At 53.6% G+C, this 18,950-nt stretch carries 13 protein-coding genes; 3 read left to right on the top strand and 10 right to left on the bottom strand.

Annotated elements, in window-relative coordinates:
- The coding region (locus tag SJI19_RS15130) for an integrase core domain-containing protein (RefSeq protein ID WP_323479095.1) at positions 1-295 on the top strand (295 nt) is incomplete at its 5' end.
- Positions 296-722: 427 nt separating this feature from the next.
- On the opposite strand, the gene eno is transcribed toward SJI19_RS15130, so the two are convergent.
- From eno to rlmD, 5 genes are all read right to left on the bottom strand, one after another.
- Positions 723-2,024, bottom strand: a complete 1,302-nt coding sequence (eno, locus tag SJI19_RS15125; protein WP_323479094.1) for a phosphopyruvate hydratase — start codon at positions 2,022-2,024, stop codon at positions 723-725.
- Between the two features lie 87 nt (positions 2,025-2,111).
- A complete protein-coding gene (gene pyrG / locus SJI19_RS15120) occupies positions 2,112-3,749 on the bottom strand; it encodes a glutamine hydrolyzing CTP synthase (RefSeq protein ID WP_323479093.1) in 1,638 nt (545 codons plus the stop codon).
- A gap of 107 nt (positions 3,750-3,856) precedes the next feature.
- A complete protein-coding gene (gene mazG, locus SJI19_RS15115; RefSeq protein WP_323479092.1) occupies positions 3,857-4,675 on the bottom strand; it encodes a nucleoside triphosphate pyrophosphohydrolase in 819 nt (272 codons plus the stop codon).
- Position 4,676: 1 nt separating this feature from the next.
- Complete coding sequence (gene relA / locus SJI19_RS15110) at positions 4,677-6,914, bottom strand: GTP diphosphokinase (RefSeq protein WP_323479091.1); 2,238 nt, start codon at positions 6,912-6,914, stop codon at positions 4,677-4,679.
- Between the two features lie 9 nt (positions 6,915-6,923).
- Positions 6,924-8,258, bottom strand: a complete 1,335-nt coding sequence (gene rlmD, locus SJI19_RS15105) for a 23S rRNA (uracil(1939)-C(5))-methyltransferase RlmD (protein ID WP_323479090.1) — start codon at positions 8,256-8,258, stop codon at positions 6,924-6,926.
- Between the two features lie 58 nt (positions 8,259-8,316).
- Here rlmD and barA point away from each other — a divergent pair, with 58 nt between their 5' ends.
- Positions 8,317-11,028, top strand: a complete 2,712-nt coding sequence (barA, locus tag SJI19_RS15100) for a two-component sensor histidine kinase BarA (protein ID WP_323479089.1) — start codon at positions 8,317-8,319, stop codon at positions 11,026-11,028.
- Here the strand turns inward: barA and SJI19_RS15095 are convergent.
- From SJI19_RS15095 to SJI19_RS15080, 4 genes are all read right to left on the bottom strand, one after another.
- Positions 11,025-12,167, bottom strand: coding sequence for a glycerate kinase (locus SJI19_RS15095; protein ID WP_323479088.1), 1,143 nt, complete (start codon positions 12,165-12,167; stop codon positions 11,025-11,027). The two genes, barA and SJI19_RS15095, sit on opposite strands and share 4 nt — an antisense overlap.
- A gap of 82 nt (positions 12,168-12,249) precedes the next feature.
- Complete coding sequence (gene garR, locus SJI19_RS15090; protein WP_323479102.1) at positions 12,250-13,143, bottom strand: 2-hydroxy-3-oxopropionate reductase; 894 nt, start codon at positions 13,141-13,143, stop codon at positions 12,250-12,252.
- Positions 13,144-13,196: 53 nt separating this feature from the next.
- Positions 13,197-13,967, bottom strand: a complete 771-nt coding sequence (garL, locus tag SJI19_RS15085) for a 2-dehydro-3-deoxyglucarate aldolase (RefSeq protein ID WP_323479087.1) — start codon at positions 13,965-13,967, stop codon at positions 13,197-13,199.
- A 60-nt stretch (positions 13,968-14,027) separates the two neighbouring features.
- Complete coding sequence (locus SJI19_RS15080) at positions 14,028-15,368, bottom strand: MFS transporter (protein ID WP_323479086.1); 1,341 nt, start codon at positions 15,366-15,368, stop codon at positions 14,028-14,030.
- A 483-nt stretch (positions 15,369-15,851) separates the two neighbouring features.
- On the opposite strand from SJI19_RS15080, the gene garD reads away from it, so the two are divergent.
- Positions 15,852-17,423, top strand: a complete 1,572-nt coding sequence (garD, locus tag SJI19_RS15075) for a galactarate dehydratase (protein ID WP_323479085.1) — start codon at positions 15,852-15,854, stop codon at positions 17,421-17,423.
- Positions 17,424-17,550: 127 nt separating this feature from the next.
- On the opposite strand, the gene gudD is transcribed toward garD, so the two are convergent.
- Entirely contained in the window at positions 17,551-18,879 is a 1,329-nt protein-coding gene (gene gudD / locus SJI19_RS15070; protein WP_323479084.1) for a glucarate dehydratase, read from the bottom strand.
- Positions 18,880-18,950 lie beyond the last annotated feature (71 nt).

Raw genomic sequence — 18,950 nt, 5'->3', positions numbered from 1 at the left:
AGGAAGTCAATTTGGCAGCCGGGCCTTCCGTCAGCGAATGTGGCGCTACCGGATGACGCAAAGCATGAGTCGTCGTGGTAATTGTTATGATAACGCAGCGATGGAAAGGCTCTTCAGAAGTTTGAAAAGCGAATGGATGCCGAAAATAGGTTATCCCAATATCTGGGCGGCTAAGAAAGACTTGGGAGATTACCTGATGCGTTATTACAACAAAATCAGACCACACAGCTATAACCTGGGTATGTCACCCGTATCAGCTGAAAATAAGTCTAATTTACTGTCCGGAAATTGTTGACCACAACAAGGAGGCGGTGGTCCAAATCCACCGCCTCCTCCGCCGCCACCACCGGTCTACCCGGAATGGCAAACAGGCAGAGCTTATGTCCAGTTCTCTAGGGTTACTTGGCAGGGAGCAAACTATGAAGCCAGATTTTGGGTTGCTCCAAATATAGAGCCAAGACCTCTTCGGCCTGGTGAAGCTTAGTGGGAATTTGTCTGGTTAATGCTTCAATAGCCTTCATCATCAGATAGTGACTTCCCTTTCCAAGGCTGCCTTAATCAGGCAGCCTTGTTCGTCTTCCAGTGACGGATGCAGTCATTGATTACAGGATTCCCGAAACGTTTGATGTCGATTGAAGTTGATATCGTTAACCCATAAAAAAGCCCCACCTCAGATTACTCCAAGGGCGGGGCTATTTATTTCAGGTCGTTTTGTCCATGGCTTACGCCTGGCCTTTCACTTCTTTCAGACCATTAAACGGTGCGCGTGAGCCCAACGCTTCTTCGATACGAATCAGCTGGTTGTATTTGGCTACGCGGTCAGAGCGGCTCATGGAACCGGTCTTGATTTGGCCGGCGGCGGTGCCCACGGCCAGATCGGCAATGGTGGCGTCTTCGGTTTCACCGGAACGGTGAGAAATGATGGTGGTATAACCGGCATCCTTGGCCATCTTGATGGCAGCCAGGGTTTCGGTCAACGAACCAATCTGGTTGAACTTGATCAGGATCGAGTTGGCAATACCCTTGTCGATACCTTCTTTGAGGATCTTGGTATTGGTGACGAACAGATCATCACCGACCAGCTGGATTTTGTCGCCCATCACTTTGGTCTGATAAGCAAAGCCGTCCCAATCTGATTCGTCCAAGCCATCTTCGATGGAGACAATCGGATACTCTTTGGTCAAGCCTTCCAGGTAATGCGTGAACTCTTGGCTGGTGAAGGTTTTGCCTTCGCCTTTGAGCTCATAGTTACCGGTGTCTTTGTTGTAGAACTCGGAAGCAGCACAGTCCATGGCCAAGGTAATATCTTTACCCAGTACATAACCGGCTTTTTCCACGGCTTCTTTGATAGCAGCCAAGGCAGCGGAGTTGGATTCCAGATTAGGCGCGTAGCCGCCTTCGTCACCCACTGCGGTGTTCAGACCCTTGGCCTTGAGCACTTTAGCCAGGTTGTGGAACACTTCAGAACCCATACGGATGGCTTCTTTGACGGTTTTAGCGCCTACCGGCTGAATCATGAATTCTTGAATGTCGACATTGTTGTCGGCATGTTCGCCGCCATTGATGATGTTCATCATCGGCAACGGCATAGAGAACTTGCCGGCGGTGCCGTTCAGTTCAGCAATATGTTCGTACAAAGGCATGCCCTTGGACGCAGCCGCAGCCTTGGCAGCAGCCAGGGACACTGCCAGGATGGCGTTGGCGCCAAACTGGGATTTGTTTTCAGTACCGTCGAGATCGATCATGATCTGGTCGATATTGGCCTGGTCTTTAGCGTCTTTGCCCAGCACGGCTGCGGCAATCGGGCCATTAACAGCGGCAACCGCTTTGGTGACGCCTTTGCCCAGGAAACGGGATTTGTCGCCGTCACGCAGTTCCAGCGCTTCGCGCGAACCAGTAGAGGCGCCCGACGGTGCGGCGGCCAAACCAACAAAACCGCCTTCCAGATGTACTTCTGCTTCAACAGTCGGATTGCCGCGTGAGTCGATAATTTCACGGCCGATGACTTTAACAATTTTGGACATTAGTATTTCCTCAGTACAAGTTAAAACAAAATTCCTGGCAAACCACGCGCGGTCGCGAAAGACCGCGCGCCGCCCGCCGTAGCATTTTTATTTCATCTGACGCTTTTGGAACTCACCGGCCGCTTTAACGAAGCCGGTAAACAACGGATGACCGTCCCGGGGCGTCGAGGTGAACTCGGGGTGGAACTGACAGGCCACAAACCACGGATGATCGGGATATTCGATAATCTCAACCAGTTGGTTATCACCCGATAATCCGGCAATACGCAGGCCAGCGGCTTCAATGGGCTTCAACAGCATATTATTGACTTCGTAACGATGACGGTGGCGCTCGACGATACTGGATTCGCCGTACATGCCGCGGACCAGGCTACCTTCGGTAAGCTGACACACCTGGCTACCCAGGCGCATGGTGCCACCTAAATCGCTTTGTTCATTACGTTGCTCGACGATGCCATTCTCGTCGCGCCATTCGGTAATCAACGCGACCACCGGATACTTACAGTCTGGCACAAATTCCGTGGAGTTGGCGCCTTCCATGCCGGCTACGTGCCGGGCAAACTCAATCAGTGCCACCTGTAACCCCAGGCAGATGCCCAGGTAAGGAATCTTATTTTCGCGCGCATACTGCGCGGTCAGGATTTTACCTTCCACGCCCCGGTAACCAAACCCACCGGGGATCAGGATCGCATCGAGATCCTTCAAAATCTCGACGCCGCGGGTTTCCACATCCTGGGAGTCGATAAGCTTGATATTCACCGTCAGGCGGTTTTTCAGCCCGGCGTGTTTCAGCGCTTCAATCACCGACTTATAGGCGTCCGGCAGCTCGACGTATTTGCCCACCATGCCGATGGTCACTTCTCCGCCCGGATTGGCTTGTTCATAAACCACCTGCTCCCACTCGGACAGGTTGGCTTCGGGACAGTTCAAGCTGAATCGTTTACAAATGTAATCGTCCAGGCCCTGTGATTTCAATAGGGCTGGAATTTTATAAATTGAATCAACGTCTTTAAGAGAAATAACCGCTTTTTCCGGCACATTGCAGAATAAAGCAATTTTTGCCCGCTCGTTATTGGGCACTGACCGGTCAGAGCGGCAAATCAATACATCCGGTTGGATACCGATGGACAACAGTTCCTTGACCGAATGCTGGGTAGGTTTGGTTTTGACCTCTCCCGACGCTGCCATATAAGGCACCAGGGTCAGGTGCATATAGATCGTGTGCTCGCGCCCGACGTCCACTGCCATCTGGCGTATGGCTTCCAGGAACGGCAAAGATTCGATATCACCCACGGTGCCGCCGATTTCCACCAGCACCACATCATGGCCTTCGCCGCCTTCCAGGATGCGTTCCTTAATGGCATTGGTAATATGGGGGATCACCTGAATGGTGGCGCCAAGATAGTCGCCACGACGTTCTTTACGCAGCACATCGGAGTAGATGCGCCCGGTGGTAAAGTTGTTGCGCCGGGACATTTTGGTACGGATAAAACGTTCGTAGTGGCCCAGGTCCAGATCGGTTTCTGCACCGTCTTCGGTGACGAACACTTCACCATGCTGGATCGGACTCATGGTGCCGGGATCCACATTGATGTAGGGGTCCAGCTTCATGATGGTAACGTTGAGTCCACGGGCTTCGAGAATGGCTGCCAGCGAGGCTGCAGCAATACCTTTACCCAATGAGGATACGACCCCGCCGGTTACAAAAATATAATTAGTTGTCATGCTGAACCTGAGATTTTGGGTGTAAAGACGGAATAACCAAGACGGGAAAATAGTATACCTTAAGCGGGAATCCGCCACAAACGTTCGTTTTGCTAAATGTGATTTCGCTACGCGCCCGTTTCCTGCTGTTTTATCTGCTGCCAGGCCGCTTCCATCTGCTCGAGGCTGGCCTGGTGCAAACTTTGTCCCTGAGACTGGATGATCTCATCTACCTGGCGAAAACGGCGTTCAAATTTACGATTGGCCTTTTGCAACGCCGTTTCGGCTTTTTTACCCAAATGGCGGGTCAGATTCACCGTGGCAAACAACAGATCACCCAACTCTTCCTCCAGCTTGTCCTCATCCACCACCACTTGGCGGGCCTCATGCATCACTTCGTCGATTTCTTCATAGACCTTGTCCAGCACCGGCCCCAGCGTAGTCCAGTCAAATCCGACGCTGGCACAGCGCTGCTGGATTTTTTGTGCTTTCATCAGCGCCGGCAACGCATCAGGGATATCGTCCAGAGGAGACAACAGGGACTTGCTCTCCCGTTCCTGCGCCTTGATATTTTCCCACTGCCCAGGATGTGCCTGACCGTGTTCCTCGGCACCGTCCGTCAGGGTGAAAATATGCGGGTGGCGGCGCTCCAGTTTGTCGCTGATGGCATTGCACACGTCGGCAAAATCAAACTTGCCCTGCTCACGCGCCAGTTCAGCGTAAAACACCACCTGGAACAGCAGGTCGCCCAGTTCACCGCGCAAATCGTCGTAATCGCGCCGGGCAATAGCATCAATAACTTCGTAGGTCTCCTCCAGCGTGTAAGGCACGATGGTATCGAAGGTCTGGCGCCGATCCCAAGGACAGCCGTGTTCCTGGTCGCGCAGACGGGTCATGATGGCCAACAGGCGCGGTAGTGGGTTGGCACCCAGGGTGGAACCGGACATATTATTCTCCATGCAGGCGGCGGGCGTCGATGACGTCCGGCAATTGATTCAGTTTGGACAACACACGGCCCAGAACCTGAAGATTGTAAATTTCGATATCCATGTCGATGGTGGCCAGTTGTTGCTTGGTGTCGCTGCGGCTGGCTACGCCCAACACATTGACCTTCTCATTGGCCAGAATGGTGGTGATATCGCGCAGCAGACCGCTGCGATCGTTGGCTACCACCCTGACCACCAGCGAATAACCGCTGGAGTAGCTTTCACCCCAGACCGCGTCGACGATGCGTTCCGGCGCGTTAGCCTGCAGATCCGCCAATTGTTCACAGTCGGCCCGATGAATGGAAATACCGCGTCCCCGGGTGATAAAACCGGTGATCTCATCGCCGGGGATCGGCTGGCAGCAGCGGGCGATATGGTGCATCAGATTGCCAACACCTTCCACCACGACCCGCCCATTGTCTTTCGAACGTGGAACTGTTGTCGGCCGCAGGGCCAGTTGCTTGAGTGCCTCGCGATCCTGCTCCTCGGCGCTGGGTTTGTTCAGCTTGCCTTGCAGGAAGTTGATCATCTGATTGATGCGCACGTCGCCGCCGCCAATCGACGCCAGCAGCTCGTCGAGGCTATTGACGTTATAACGCGGCAGCAGCAGGCGTTCCGCTTCCTTGATGCTTAACCCCAAGTGTTCCAGTTCATCGTCGAGCAGTTGACGGCCGGCGATGATATTTTTATCCCGGTCCTGTTTGCGGAACCAGTTGTGGATCTTCGAGCGGCCACGGCTGGTGGTGACAAAACCAAGATTGGGATTTAACCAGTCGCGGCTGGGATTGGGCTGCTTTTGGGTGATGATCTCCACCTGATCGCCCATGCGTAACTGGTAGGTAAAGGGCACAATGCGCCCGCTGATCTTGGCGCCAATGCAGCGGTGGCCGACATCGCTGTGAATATGGTAGGCAAAATCCAGCGGGGTCGAACCGGCGGGCAGATCAATAACATCGCCTTTGGGTGTAAATACATACACCCGATCGTCAAACACCTGACTGCGCACTTCGTCGAGAATTTCCCCGGAATCCGCCATCTCCTCCTGCCAGGCCAGCAGTTTGCGCAGCCAGGCAATGCGTTCTTCGTAGCCGGAGCGTACGCCGGTGGTGGCGGTGGTGCCCTCTTTATATTTCCAATGGGCCGCCACGCCAAGTTCGGCGTCCTCATGCATTTGCCGGGTGCGGATCTGGATCTCCAGCGTTTTGCCACGCGGGCCCAGTACCACGGTATGGATGGATTGGTAACCGTTGGGCTTGGGATTGGCAACATAGTCATCGAATTCATCGGGCAAATGACGAAAGTGGGTATGCACAATCCCCAGGGCGGCGTAGCAATCTTGTAAGCGCTCCACCACCACCCGTACTGCTCGTACGTCAAACAGTTCATCGAATTCAAGGGATTTTTTCTGCATCTTGCGCCAGATGCTGTAGATGTGCTTAGGCCGGCCATAGATGTCGGCCTTTATCCCTTCTTCTTTCATGGCGTCACGCAGGCTGGCGACAAAATCATCAATATACTGTTCACGGTCGATACGCCGTTCATGCAGTAACTGGGCAATGCGCTTATATTCGTCGGGATGCAGATAACGGAAGCAAAAGTCCTCCAGTTCCCATTTCAGTTGGCCGATGCCCAACCTATTGGCCAACGGCGCGTAGATATTGGAGCTCTCTTTGGCCGCCAACACCCGCTCATCTTCCGGTGCATCTTTGAGTTCCCGCAGATGGGCGATACGTTCGGCAAGCTTAATCACCACACAACGAAAATCCTCGACGATGGCCAGCAGCATGCGCCGCACGTTATCCACCTGCTCGGGCGCCATGGTGTCGTCGTTATGGGTGGCTTTTAGCTGGCGTATCGCATCCATATCGCGCACACCATGTACCAAATCGACGATTTTTTTGCCGAACGTCGCTTCAAGCACCGACTCTTCCACCACCTTGCCATCGGCCAGGGGGAACAGCATGGCCGCGCACAGGCTATCGCAGTCCATACTGAGCATGGACAGGATTTCCACCATCTCGATGCCACGCCAAAGCAACAGCGCGGAGTCGACGTGGTTTTTGCACGTTTGCTCGCAGTAACGCCAGGTTTCGGCCAGCCGCTCACTTGACTGCGGGTTAGAAAGACCCAGACTGGCTATCCAGTCTTCCGGGACAAATTCTCCCGCGGTGTTCAAATGCGCACTTCTTACCGCAACCATATCCACTCCCTACTTTGCACTGACCCCGGTATTTTTCAGGAACAGCGTCATCGACTCAAGATGTCCGCTATGCGGAAACATATCCAGCATAGCCACGCGCGCCAGGGTATACCCTGACGACATCAACGCTTGGCTATCCCTAGCAAGTGTTGAGGGATTACAAGACACATAGACGATACGCCGGGGCGACCAGGCGGCAATCCGTGACATGACGCCCAGGGCTCCGGCACGTGCCGGATCAAGCAATATTTTATCAAATCCCTGGTGGTACCAAGGCTGTGTTGACACGTCCTCTTCCAAATTTGCCTGAAAGAAAAGTGCATTGTTCAGTAAATTACGTTGAGCATTATATTGCCCATTCGCCACCAGCGCCGCAACCCCTTCCACGCCGATAACCTGGGCGCAGCGTTTGGCCAGCGGCAGGGTAAAATTGCCCATGCCGCAAAACAAATCCAGTACCCGTTCGCCAGCCTGTGGTGCCAGCCATTCCAGCGCCAAGTCCACCATTTGCCGATTAACCTCGGCATTCACCTGAATAAAATCCCGTGGACTGAACTGTAGTCGCAAATCGTCAATATAGTACACCGGCGGCTCACCCTGTAGGCATTCCATGGCATCACCGTCGGTCGCCAGCCACAACATTGCCCGCTGCGCCTCGGCAAACGCCAGCAGGCGCGCGCGATCGGCGCTGCTCAAGGCATCCAGGTGGCGCAGAATCACCAGCGGCCCATTATCCGCCATCACCAATTCCACGTGTCCCAGGCGCTTCACCGCCGCCAGACCGGACAGGCAATTTTTTAGCGGCACCAGCAGTTGCTCCAGTTCCGTACGCAAAATAGGGCAACAGGTGATATCCACCACCTCGCTGGATTTAGCCTGACGATAGCCCATCGCCAGGCCTCGGTTTTTCTGCCGATAGTCCAGTGCTAGGCGCGCCCGCCGTCGGTAACCGTAGCCCGCGCCGCCAACGATATCAACACTATCGATGACCGCGCCGGTATCCCGTACCAGCAGTTTTTGCAACGTGGCGGCTTTACTGCTTTGTTGCAGTGCCTGCGCGATATGCTGCTGCTGGCAGCCACCGCATTCATTATAGTGCGGACAACGGGGTGTTACCCGCTGCGGGCTGTCATTTAGCCGTTTAGTGACCCGTGCGCGGCTAAATTGGCGCTTATCCTCGGTGATGCGCACCTGAGCGCTTTCGCCGGGCAACAGGTTGGCGACAAACACGGTTTTACCTGCGAAACGTGCCACACCTTGGCCGAAATTATCTAAATCATGGCAGGTTACACTAAGGGTTTGCTGTGTCGCCACGCGACGGTTTGCAGAGTAGAATTGCGCCATAATTGTTTAAACGGGTTTCCAGGAGATCCGGTTTACTATTCTCCCATATCGGAACGCTATGACCAAATACAGCTTGCGCGCAAGGATGATGATACTGATTTTGGCCCCGACGTTATTGATCGGTCTACTGCTTAGCGCATTTTTCGTGGTTCATCGCTATCACGAGTTACAAAACCAGGTGGTGAGTGCCGGCGCGAGTATTATCGACCCTCTGGCGATGGCAAGCGTTAACGGGATGACATTGCATAACCGGGATTCGGTGCGACAGTTGGTTAACCTACTGCACCGCCATCATTCAAATATCGTGCGTTCCATCAACGTGTTTGACGCCAATAATCAGCTGTTTGTTTCCTCGAACTATCACCAGAATATCCGCCAGTTGCAGCTTCCCGCCGGCAGCCCTCTCCCCCAAAAGATGACACTGGAGTATCAGGGCGGCGCGTTGATTATGCGCACGCCAATCGTTTCCGAGGATGATTTACCTTCCGCGGGGAATCAGACCGCCACCCTGGCCCCACTAGGTTACATCACCCTAGAACTCAATCTGGATTCGGTGCGGGTACAGCAATATGAAGCGGCATTGGTCTCGACCTTACTTCTGTTGTTGTGTCTGTGCATCGCCATGTTGTTCGCCTATCGCCTGATGCGCGATGTGACCGGCCCCATCCGCAATATGGTCAATACCGTTGACCGCATCCGCCGCGGCCAACTTGATAGCCGGGTAGAAGGTTATATGCTTGGCGAGCTGGCTATGTTGAAAAATGGCATTAACTCGATGGCCGTGTCACTGGCAGCCTATCATGAAGAGATGCAGCAAAATATTGATCAGGCCACGTCAGATCTGCGGGAAACCCTTGAACAGATGGAGATTCAAAATGTTGAATTGGATCTGGCGAAAAAACGTGCCCAGGAAGCGGTACGTATTAAGTCCGAATTCCTGGCCAACATGTCTCATGAACTGCGCACACCACTTAATGGGGTGATCGGCTTCACTCGGCAGACCCTCAAGACCTCACTATCGCCCACCCAGCGCGATTATTTACACACCATTGAACGCTCTGGAACCACTCTGCTGGATATCATTAACGACGTGCTGGACTTTTCCAAACTGGAAGCGGGAAAATTGATGTTAGAAGCCATCCCCTTCGCGTTGCGCAGCACATTTGATGATGTGATTGTCTTATTGGCGCAAACCGCCCATGAAAAAGGTTTGGAAATCACCCTCGACGTCCAGCAGGACGTCCCCGATCGGGTGATCGGCGACCCGTTGCGCCTGCAGCAGGTGATGACCAATCTGTTGGGCAACGCGATTAAGTTTACCGAACAGGGCAATATTGATATTCGTATCGAAAAGCACAGCGCGGACCATCACCAGATGGAATTGGAAATGCAGATCCATGATACGGGTATCGGCATCGCCGAAGATCAGCAATCGCAGCTTTTCCAGGCATTTCGCCAAGCGGATGCCAGCATTACCCGCAGCCACGGAGGTACCGGTCTGGGTTTGGTGATCACCCAAAAGCTGGTTAAGGAAATGGGGGGGTCTATCAGCTTTCGCAGTGAAAAAAATTGCGGGTCGTCGTTCTGGTTTCAGATTCCGCTGCAGATCGACGGTGGCGCGGATGATGTTCCACCCGCGTATCAACACCTACGCACTAAACGGATGGCTTTGGTCGAACATAATCCTGCTGCCGCGCAGGCGACGCTGAATATATTGGCAGCCACACCATTAATGGTCAGTTTCAGTCCCACCCTTGAGCAGTTGCCAGCAGAACGTTTTGATTTTTTGTTGCTCGGCAAACCCGTCACCCAACGCCTTTCACTGATTGATCTTAAGCGCGAACTGGCGCTGGCCGCCCACTATTCCAGTTGCATTATCCTGGTGTTACCCAGTCAGAGTATGGTGGAAGCCGAGCATATTAAACACATGGGGGCCTTTGCCTGCCTGACAAAACCGGTGTCAGCCAACCGTTTACTGCCATTGTTAAACCCGCAGCCGCACGGGCCTGTCCTGCGACCGACGACATCATCGCCACGCTTAGCCCTGCGGGTGATGGCGGTAGATGATAATCCCGCTAACCTCAAGCTGATCGGCGCGCTGCTGCAAGAGCAGGTCGGGCAAACAATTTTATGTGCCAACGCACGTGAGGCGCTGGCCTACGCCGGCCAGCATTCAGTGGACATTATTTTGATGGATATCCAAATGCCGGAGATCGACGGGCTGCGTGCGTCTGAATTGATTCGGCAACTGCCCGGTCATGCCCATACGCCCATCGTTGCGGTCACCGCCCATAGCGTGGGCAACCAACAAGAGAAGCTGCAAGCCGCGGGCATGGATGATTATTTGGCCAAACCCATTGATGAGCAAATGCTGCGGCGTTTGTTGACACGTTATTGCCATCACGCCGGCGCGACAGACGCGATGATGGACAGCACGCTGGATTGGCCATTGGCGCTGCGCCAGGCGGCGAACAAACCGGAACTGGCGCAAGATCTGCTCACCATGCTAATTGCGTTTCTGCCCGAGGTAAAACAACGGATAGTGGCTATCCTGAACGGCGGCGCCGATGAGCACATTGGCGCATTAATCCACAAACTGCATGGCAGTTGCAGCTACAGTGGCGTACCCAAGCTCAAGCGCTTGTGTGCGGATATCGAAGGTCAACTGCGTGCTGGCTCAGCAGTGGTTGACCTGGAACCGGAATGGCTGGAAATGCTCGATGAGTTCGACAATGTAGCGCTGGCTTCGGCGCCTTTTATCAAACGTTAATTCATGTCCTGAGCCAATTTGATGGTGGCGGCAATGTTTCTGGCAGTCATACGCACGTTGCGCGCTGCGTTTTCCAGTGCCTCATCGAGCGTACAAATTTCATACAGCACGCTGAATACCGCGTCAATACCGTGCTGATGCACGACGCCGACATCGTCGGTCAGGCTGCCAGCAATCCCGATGACCGGCTTATTGTAGCGTTTAGCCACCAGCGCCACACCAATCGGCACCTTGCCGTGGATGGTCTGGCTATCGATGCGCCCTTCACCGGTGATCACCAGGGTCGCGTCGCGTACGATGGCGTCCAGTCCCAACGCTTCGGTGACGATTTCAATGCCTTTGCGCAGTTGTGCACCACAGAACGCCTGTAAACCGGCACCCATGCCGCCGGCCGCGCCAGCCCCGGGGATATGTTCGACATCTTTATCCAGATCGCGCTTGATAATGGCTGCATAATGCTTGAGGCCCGCATCCAATAGTGTGATCATGTCAGGCGTAGCGCCTTTCTGCGGTCCAAAGATAGCGCTAGCCCCTTCATCGCCGGTCAGGGGATTCGTCACATCGCAGGCCACTTCGAAACGGCATTGTGCAATACGCGGATCCAACTGACTAATGTCAATGCGCGCCAGTTTGCTCAATTCGCCGCCGCCATAACCGATTTGCCGTCCCTGGTGGTCCAGCAGTTTGCCGCCCAGCGCTTGCACCATGCCCGCGCCGCCATCATTCGTCGCGCTGCCACCAATGCCGATAATGCAATGTTTCACACCATAATCCAGAGCGGAGCGAACCAGTTCACCAGTACCAAAGGAGGTGGTAAGCAACGGATTACGATCGCAGGCTCGCACCATCTCCAGCCCGCTGGCGGCGGCCATTTCAATAAATGCGGTTTGCTTATCCCCAGACAAGCCGAAAAAACCGTCAACCTGGTCGCCCAATGGTCCGGTCACCCGAACGTTGACAATTTCACCCTGCGTCGCTGCCACCATAGCCTCCACGGTTCCTTCACCGCCATCAGCCACCGGTAATTTAACGTAATGGGCATCGGGAAACACGTCACGAAATCCCTGTTCAATCTGCGTTGCGACTTCCAAAGCAGATAAACTCTCTTTGTAAGAATCCGGTGCTATTACTATTTTCATAGACTACCTGCGTCTGTTGAGCTGAGCTGGCGGAATCATGATTCCCCCGCCTCATTGGGCGCCGTATTGGCACCCGACCAATTTATCGCCGCTTAACTTCAACTTTAGCAAGTTTTTCATAATAGCAGGCCAGTGCACTGTGATCCGCGTTGCCTAAATCGTCTTGCTTGAGGGATTGCATCATCTCCATAACCGCAGCGGTTAACGGTAATTGCGCACCTACGCCATGTGAGGTATCCAGCGCGTTGGCCAAATCCTTAATATGCAGATCGATACGGAAACCTGGCTTGAAGTTGCGATCAAGTACCATCGGCGCCTTGGCTTCAAGTACTGTGCTACCGGCCAATCCACCACGGATCGCCTGAAATACCAGTTCAGGATCCACGCCGGCTTTGGTGGCCAGGACCAAGGCTTCTGACATAGCCGCTATATTCAGCGCCACGATAACCTGGTTAGCCAACTTGGTCACATTGCCGGCACCGATATCGCCGGTATGTACCACCGACCCAGCCATGGTTTTCAGCATGTCATAATATTTGTCGAATAGCGCCTTATCACCACCGACCATCACCGATAAGGTACCGTCGATAGCTTTAGGTTCGCCGCCGCTGACCGGGGCATCCAGCATAGCGATGTTTTTTTCCGCCAATGCTGCAGCAATTTCGCGGCTGGCTAAAGGCGCAATCGAGCTCATATCGATAAGCACCGTGCCGGGTTTGGCACCGTCAATCAGGCCATTTTCGCCCAGGGCGACGTCTTTAACGTGCGGGGAGTTGGGCAGCATGGTGATGATAACGTCGACTTGTTCGGCAACCGCCTTCGCCGTTGGGGCAGCGGTGGCGCCAGCGGCCACCAGTTCGGCAACCGATTCAGTATTGCGATCCATCACCACCAGTGAGTAGCCCGCTTTCAACAGGTTCTTACTCATTGGTTTTCCCATAATACCTAAGCCAATAAATCCAATTTTCATTACTATGACCTCTTAACATGCTGTGTAGGAGACACGACGCGCACCGCGCGCCGACTCGGTTATTTTTTAAATTTGTCGCTCAGTGCCTGGGTGCCGCCGCGGAATACGCCTAAATCGCTGCCCACCGCCACAAAACCCGCCCCCCATTCCAGATAACGGCGCGCGTCGGCTTCCACCGGCGCCAGGATGCCGCTGGGTTTGCCATGGGCTTTGGCGCGGTCGAAAATATGACGGATCACACGTTGCACGTCCGGATGGTTTGGCTGGCCCAAATAACCCAAGGCCGCCGAGAGATCGCCAGGACCGACAAAAATGCCGTCAACACCGTCTACAGCAGCGATCACGTCGATATTGTCAACGCCTTGCTGGCTTTCGATCTGCACCAGTACCGTGATGTTGTCGTTAATGGTGTTGAAATAATCCACTACCGTGCCGAAGTTGTTCGAACGATGCGAGACCGAAACGCCGCGGATACCGGCAGGCGGGTAGCGAGTGGAAGCGACTGCGCGCAGTGCCTGCTCTTGTGTTTCAATAAAAGGAATCAGAAAATTATAAAACCCGATATCCAGCAGACGTTTGATGATCACCGGCTCATTGGTCGGCGGACGGACCACCGGTGCGCTATGGCTTCCTTTTAGCGCCATCAACTGCGGCACAAAGGTGGTGATATCATTGGGCGCGTGTTCGCCGTCCAATACCAGCCAGTCAAATCCCGCCAAACCCAGCACTTCCGTGGTGATCGGGTTTGCCAATGCGCACCAGCAACCGATCTGGGTTTCACCCTTAAGCAGGTTTTGACGAAAACGGTTTGGCAGTAGTGGAGTAGTCATAATTTACCTCTATGCAATAAAACAACATGTTAGCGGGCCGCCACGTGCAGCCCGGCGCGATCAGGCTTTCACCAGCACCAGTCGTTTGATGTCGCCGACCACCACCAGGTAGCACAGCATGGCCGCCAGGGCCGAACAGCCGACGAAAACCAGCGCGGTGTTAAATGAATGCAGTTCTTTAACCATATAACCAATTGCCAGCGGGGTGACAATGGAAGCAACGTTACCAAACACGTTGAAAATCGCACCGCACAAGCCAACAGCTTCTTTAGGGGCAATATCGGAGATAACCGGCCAACCCAGCGCACCGAACCCTTTACCAAAGAACGCCAGAGCCATCAGCGCCACCACGATCACAGTATTGTCAGTGTAGTTGCACATGATAATGCTGGTGGCCAACAACATGCCAACCACAATGGGGATCTTACGCGCCACGGTAAGTGAAAATCCGCTTTTAACCAGAAAGTCGGATACCACACCGCCCAATACACCGCCGACAAAACCGCACAGTGCCGGGATGGCTGCCACCAGACCCACTTTCAGAATCGACATGCCTTTATCGTGCACCAGGTAAATCGGGAACCAGGTGAGGAAGAACCAGGTAATGCTGTTAATAAAATATTGGCCGAGGAATACACCGAGCATCATGCGGCTACTCAGCATTTGCTTAACGTAGCTCCATTTTGGTCCGTCTTTTTTCTTCCCGGTGGTACTCGGGGTATCCATATCAACCACAGCACCGCCAGCGGTAATATAGTCCAGCTCATCTTGCGAAACGCTCGGATGTTTATTGGGGTTATGCAGGTATTTCACCCAGGCAATCGTCAGCCCGAAACCAATGACGCCCATCACGGTGAACACATGTTCCCAGCCCCAGGCATAGGTCAACCAGCCGAGCAACGGGGAAAAGATCGCCAGTGAAAAGTACTGTGCCGAGTTAAAGATGGCCGATGCGGTGCCACGCTCTATTGTCGGGAACCAGGCGGCTACGATCCTGGCGTTGGCCGGGAAGGACGGTGCCTCGGAAAAACCCAGCATGAAGCGCAGGATAAACAGGGTCATCGCGCCATAGGCCAGGGGAAACCAGCCCACAAAACCTTGTAGTAAAGTGAAAAGCGACCAAAAGAACAAACTACAGGTATAAACTCGTTTTGAACCAAACCGATCCAGCAACCAGCCCCCGGGAATTTGCATCACCAAATAGGCCCAGCCAAACGCCGAGAAAATCTGCCCCATCTGGCCAGCATCCAGTCCCAAATCTTTGGCAACACTGCTACCGGCAATGGACAATGTCGCCCGGTCGGCATAATTAACCGCAGTAACCAGGAATATAATTAATAAAATTACATAACGGACATGCGTTTTGGTTCTTGTAGAAATTAGAGGTTTTGTCACGCTCATTTTATATACTCTACTAGGACGGTAGGCTACTTACAGCACAAAATCCGGCTAATGGGTTTGCGCCACGTTTCGGTATAATAAGTTAATAAATACGACTAATAGGTTTTTCAGTCACTGGTGGTACGATCTAGGTTTTATCCCAGCGACACCGATAGTATAAAAACCATCACTTAAAATAACACTGTGCAAAAGCATAATTATTAAATGTTTTATGACTGTTTTTTTAGACATACGCACATCAAAGCACGACCTATGTCACGTTATTTTTTGGCGGGGGTTTTGATCGCGGAATGCAGTGATACTCATCACATTTTATATGGCATATGCTCATTTTATTAACGTTATAAGTTGCTAAAAATAGTCATACGCACAATGAGTCGGCGATGGTTTGCGCTTATAATGTCCCCATCACCCGTATTGTTATAACCGATAGATTTCGATGACGGGTATAAAAACATCTGGTTAGTATTTGCGGAGAAGTCTATGTCATCAATCATTACTAATGCGGAAAAAGCATTGTATATTAAGGTTCACAGCAGCGACAACGTCGCGATTATTGTGAACAATAATGGTTTACCCGCCGGAAGCCAATTCCCAGACGGCTTGACGCTCATTGAGCATGTTCCCCAAGGACATAAGGTGGCATTACAGGATATCGCCAAGGACGGTGACATCGTGCGTTATGGTGAAGTGATTGGTTATGCCGTGCGCGATATCAAACAAGGCAGTTGGATCGATGAATCCCTGGTGGTGATGCCGTCGGCCCCGCCTTTGGAAACCCTGCCATTAGCCACCAAGGTACCCCAACCTTTGCCCCCGCTGGAAGGTTACACCTTTGAAGGTTATCGCAATGCTGACGGCAGCGTCGGCACCAAAAACCTGTTGGGTATCACCACTAGCGTGCATTGCGTCGCCGGGGTGGTTGATTTTGTCGTTAAACTGATCGAACGTGATCTGTTGCCTAAATACCCGAACGTGGACGGCGTGGTGGGCCTGAACCATCTTTACGGTTGTGGTGTGGCCATCAATGCTCCCGCCGCAGTGGTACCTATTCGCACCATCCATAACATCGCTTTAAATCCTAATTTTGGCGGCGAAATTATGGTGGTTGGCTTGGGCTGCGAAAAATTACCACCGGAGCGTCTGTTAACCGGCACCGAGGATGACATTCCTATTCAGATGACCCGCCCCGGAGTGAGTATTACCCGTCTGCAAGATGAGAAACATGTGGGCTTTAAGTCCATGGTAGATGACATCCTGGCGGTGGCTGAAGACCATCTGCGCCGCCTGAATGCCCGTCAGCGCCAAACCTGCCCCGCCTCCGATTTGGTGGTGGGTACGCAATGCGGAGGCAGCGACGCATTTTCTGGCGTGACGGCCAATCCGGCGGTGGGTTTTGCCTCAGATCTGCTGGTACGCTGCGGTGCTACGGTGATGTTTTCGGAAGTCACCGAAGTGCGCGACGCCATCCATCTGCTGACGCCACGTGCGGCAAACGAACAGGTGGGACGCCGTTTGCTCGAGGAAATGGCCTGGTATGATGATTATCTTAGTGACGGGAAAACCGATCGCAGTGCCAATACCACGCCAGGTAATAAAAAAGGCGGATTGGCTAATATTGTTGAAAAATCGTTGGGTTCGATTGCCAAATCAGGCTCCAGCGCTATCGTTGAGGTGATCTCCGCTGGACAACGTCCAACCAAAAAGGGGTTGATTTTCGCCGCTACCCCGGCCAGCGACTTTATTTGCGGTACCCAGCAGTTGGCGTCTGGGATCACCGTGCAGGTGTTCACCACTGGACGTGGTACGCCATACGGTCTGGCGGCGGTACCGGTGATCAAAATGGCGACGCGTGATGCGTTAGCCGATCGCTGGTTTGATTTAATGGATATTAACGCCGGGAGTATCGCCACCGGCCAAGCAACCATCGAGGATGTGGGCTGGCAACTGTTTGAGCTGATCCTGGACATCGCCAGCGGCCGCAAAAAAACCTGGTCTGATCAATGGGGTATTCACAACGCCCTGTCCGTCTTCAACCCTGCGCCAGTGACCTGATTCCCGTCGCTAGGCCCTATCGTTTCTTCAGCAAATATGGCCGGACATCCCGGCCTTTTTCCTATTTGACATCCGCAACACCGTCCTTCGGGCGAAACGGGCCAAGGCTGCCCCTGGCCTGCTCGGTTTATGACCTGACCAGCGCCGGGCGCTTATTATCAAAGCGCCAATTGGGTATCAGATATTGCATGGCCATGGCATCATCACGCGCGCCCAAACCATGCTGCTGATAGAGTGCATTGGCCTTCATGACCTGATCCATATCCAGTTCAATGCCCAACCCCGCCTTTTCCGGCACCTTAACTTTACCGCCAACAATGCGCAGCGGTTCACAAGTGAGTCGTTGATCCCCTTCCTGCCAAATCCAGTGGGTATCAATCGCAGTGATGTTCCCTGGTGCAGCCGCAGCGACATGGGTGAACATGGCCAACGAAATATCAAAGTGATTGTTGGAGTGCGATCCCCAGGTCAGTCCCCACTCATCACACAACTGTGCCACCCGAACCGAGCCCTGCATGGTCCAAAAATGCGGGTCGGCCAGGGGAATATCCACTGATTGCAGGGCCAGAGCATGCCCCATTTGCCGCCAGTCGGTGGCAATCATATTCGTGGCGGTAGGCAGACCGGTGGCACGCCGGAATTCGGCCATCACCTCCCGCCCAGAGAAGCCTTGTTCGGCGCCGCAGGGGTCTTCGGCATAGGCCAGTACGCCGCGCAGTTGTTTACCCAGGGCGATAGCTTCAGCCAACGACCAGGCCCCGTTGGGATCGAGGGTAATGCGTGCGTCCGGGAAACGTTTAGCCAGTGCGGTGACCGCCGCGACCTCCTCCTGGCCCGCCAGTACGCCACCTTTTAGCTTAAAATCATTAAAACCATACTTTTCATAAGCTGCTTCAGCCAGGCGCACTACCGCTTCTGGGGTAAGTGCCTTTTCATGGCGCAAGCGATACCAGTCACAGGTCTCACCCTCTTGGCTGCGATAGGCCAGATCAGTCAAGCGCCGATCGCCGATGTAAAACAGGTAGCCCAGCATGTCTACCTCGTCGCGCTGTTGTCCATCCCCTAATAACGCGGCTACCGGCACATCAAGAAATTGCCCCAGCAAATCTAGCATCGCGGCCTCAATACCGGTGACCACATGGATGGTAGTGCGTAAATCAAAGGTCTGCGCGCCACGCCCATCGGCATCCCGGTCGGCGTATTGTCGGCGAACGGCCTGCATAACATTTTTATATTCACCCAACGTCCTACCCACAACCAACGCGGCGGCGTCCTCTAGCGTTTTGCGGATATTTTCCCCACCGGGAATTTCGCCCACGCCCTGGTGACCGCTGTTATCGGTCAGAATCACGATGTTGCGGGTGAAAAAAGGGCTGTGGGCACCACTGAGGTTTAATAACATACTGTCATGGCCAGCGACGGGGATGATGTTCATGCTGGTAATAATCGGGGTCATAATCTTTCCTTGGCTGAATAAGTCCAGGCCGGGAAGTAGCCGGTCGGCAAGATAAAGTCTGTGACCACTAT

Origin of the sequence: Acerihabitans sp. TG2 (genome assembly GCF_035013185.1) — a bacterium.
In the GTDB taxonomy this organism is placed as follows: domain Bacteria; phylum Pseudomonadota; class Gammaproteobacteria; order Enterobacterales; family Enterobacteriaceae; genus Acerihabitans.
The sequence above is the reverse complement of the archived record's forward strand: the minus strand, read 5'-3'. Positions and strand labels throughout refer to the sequence as shown.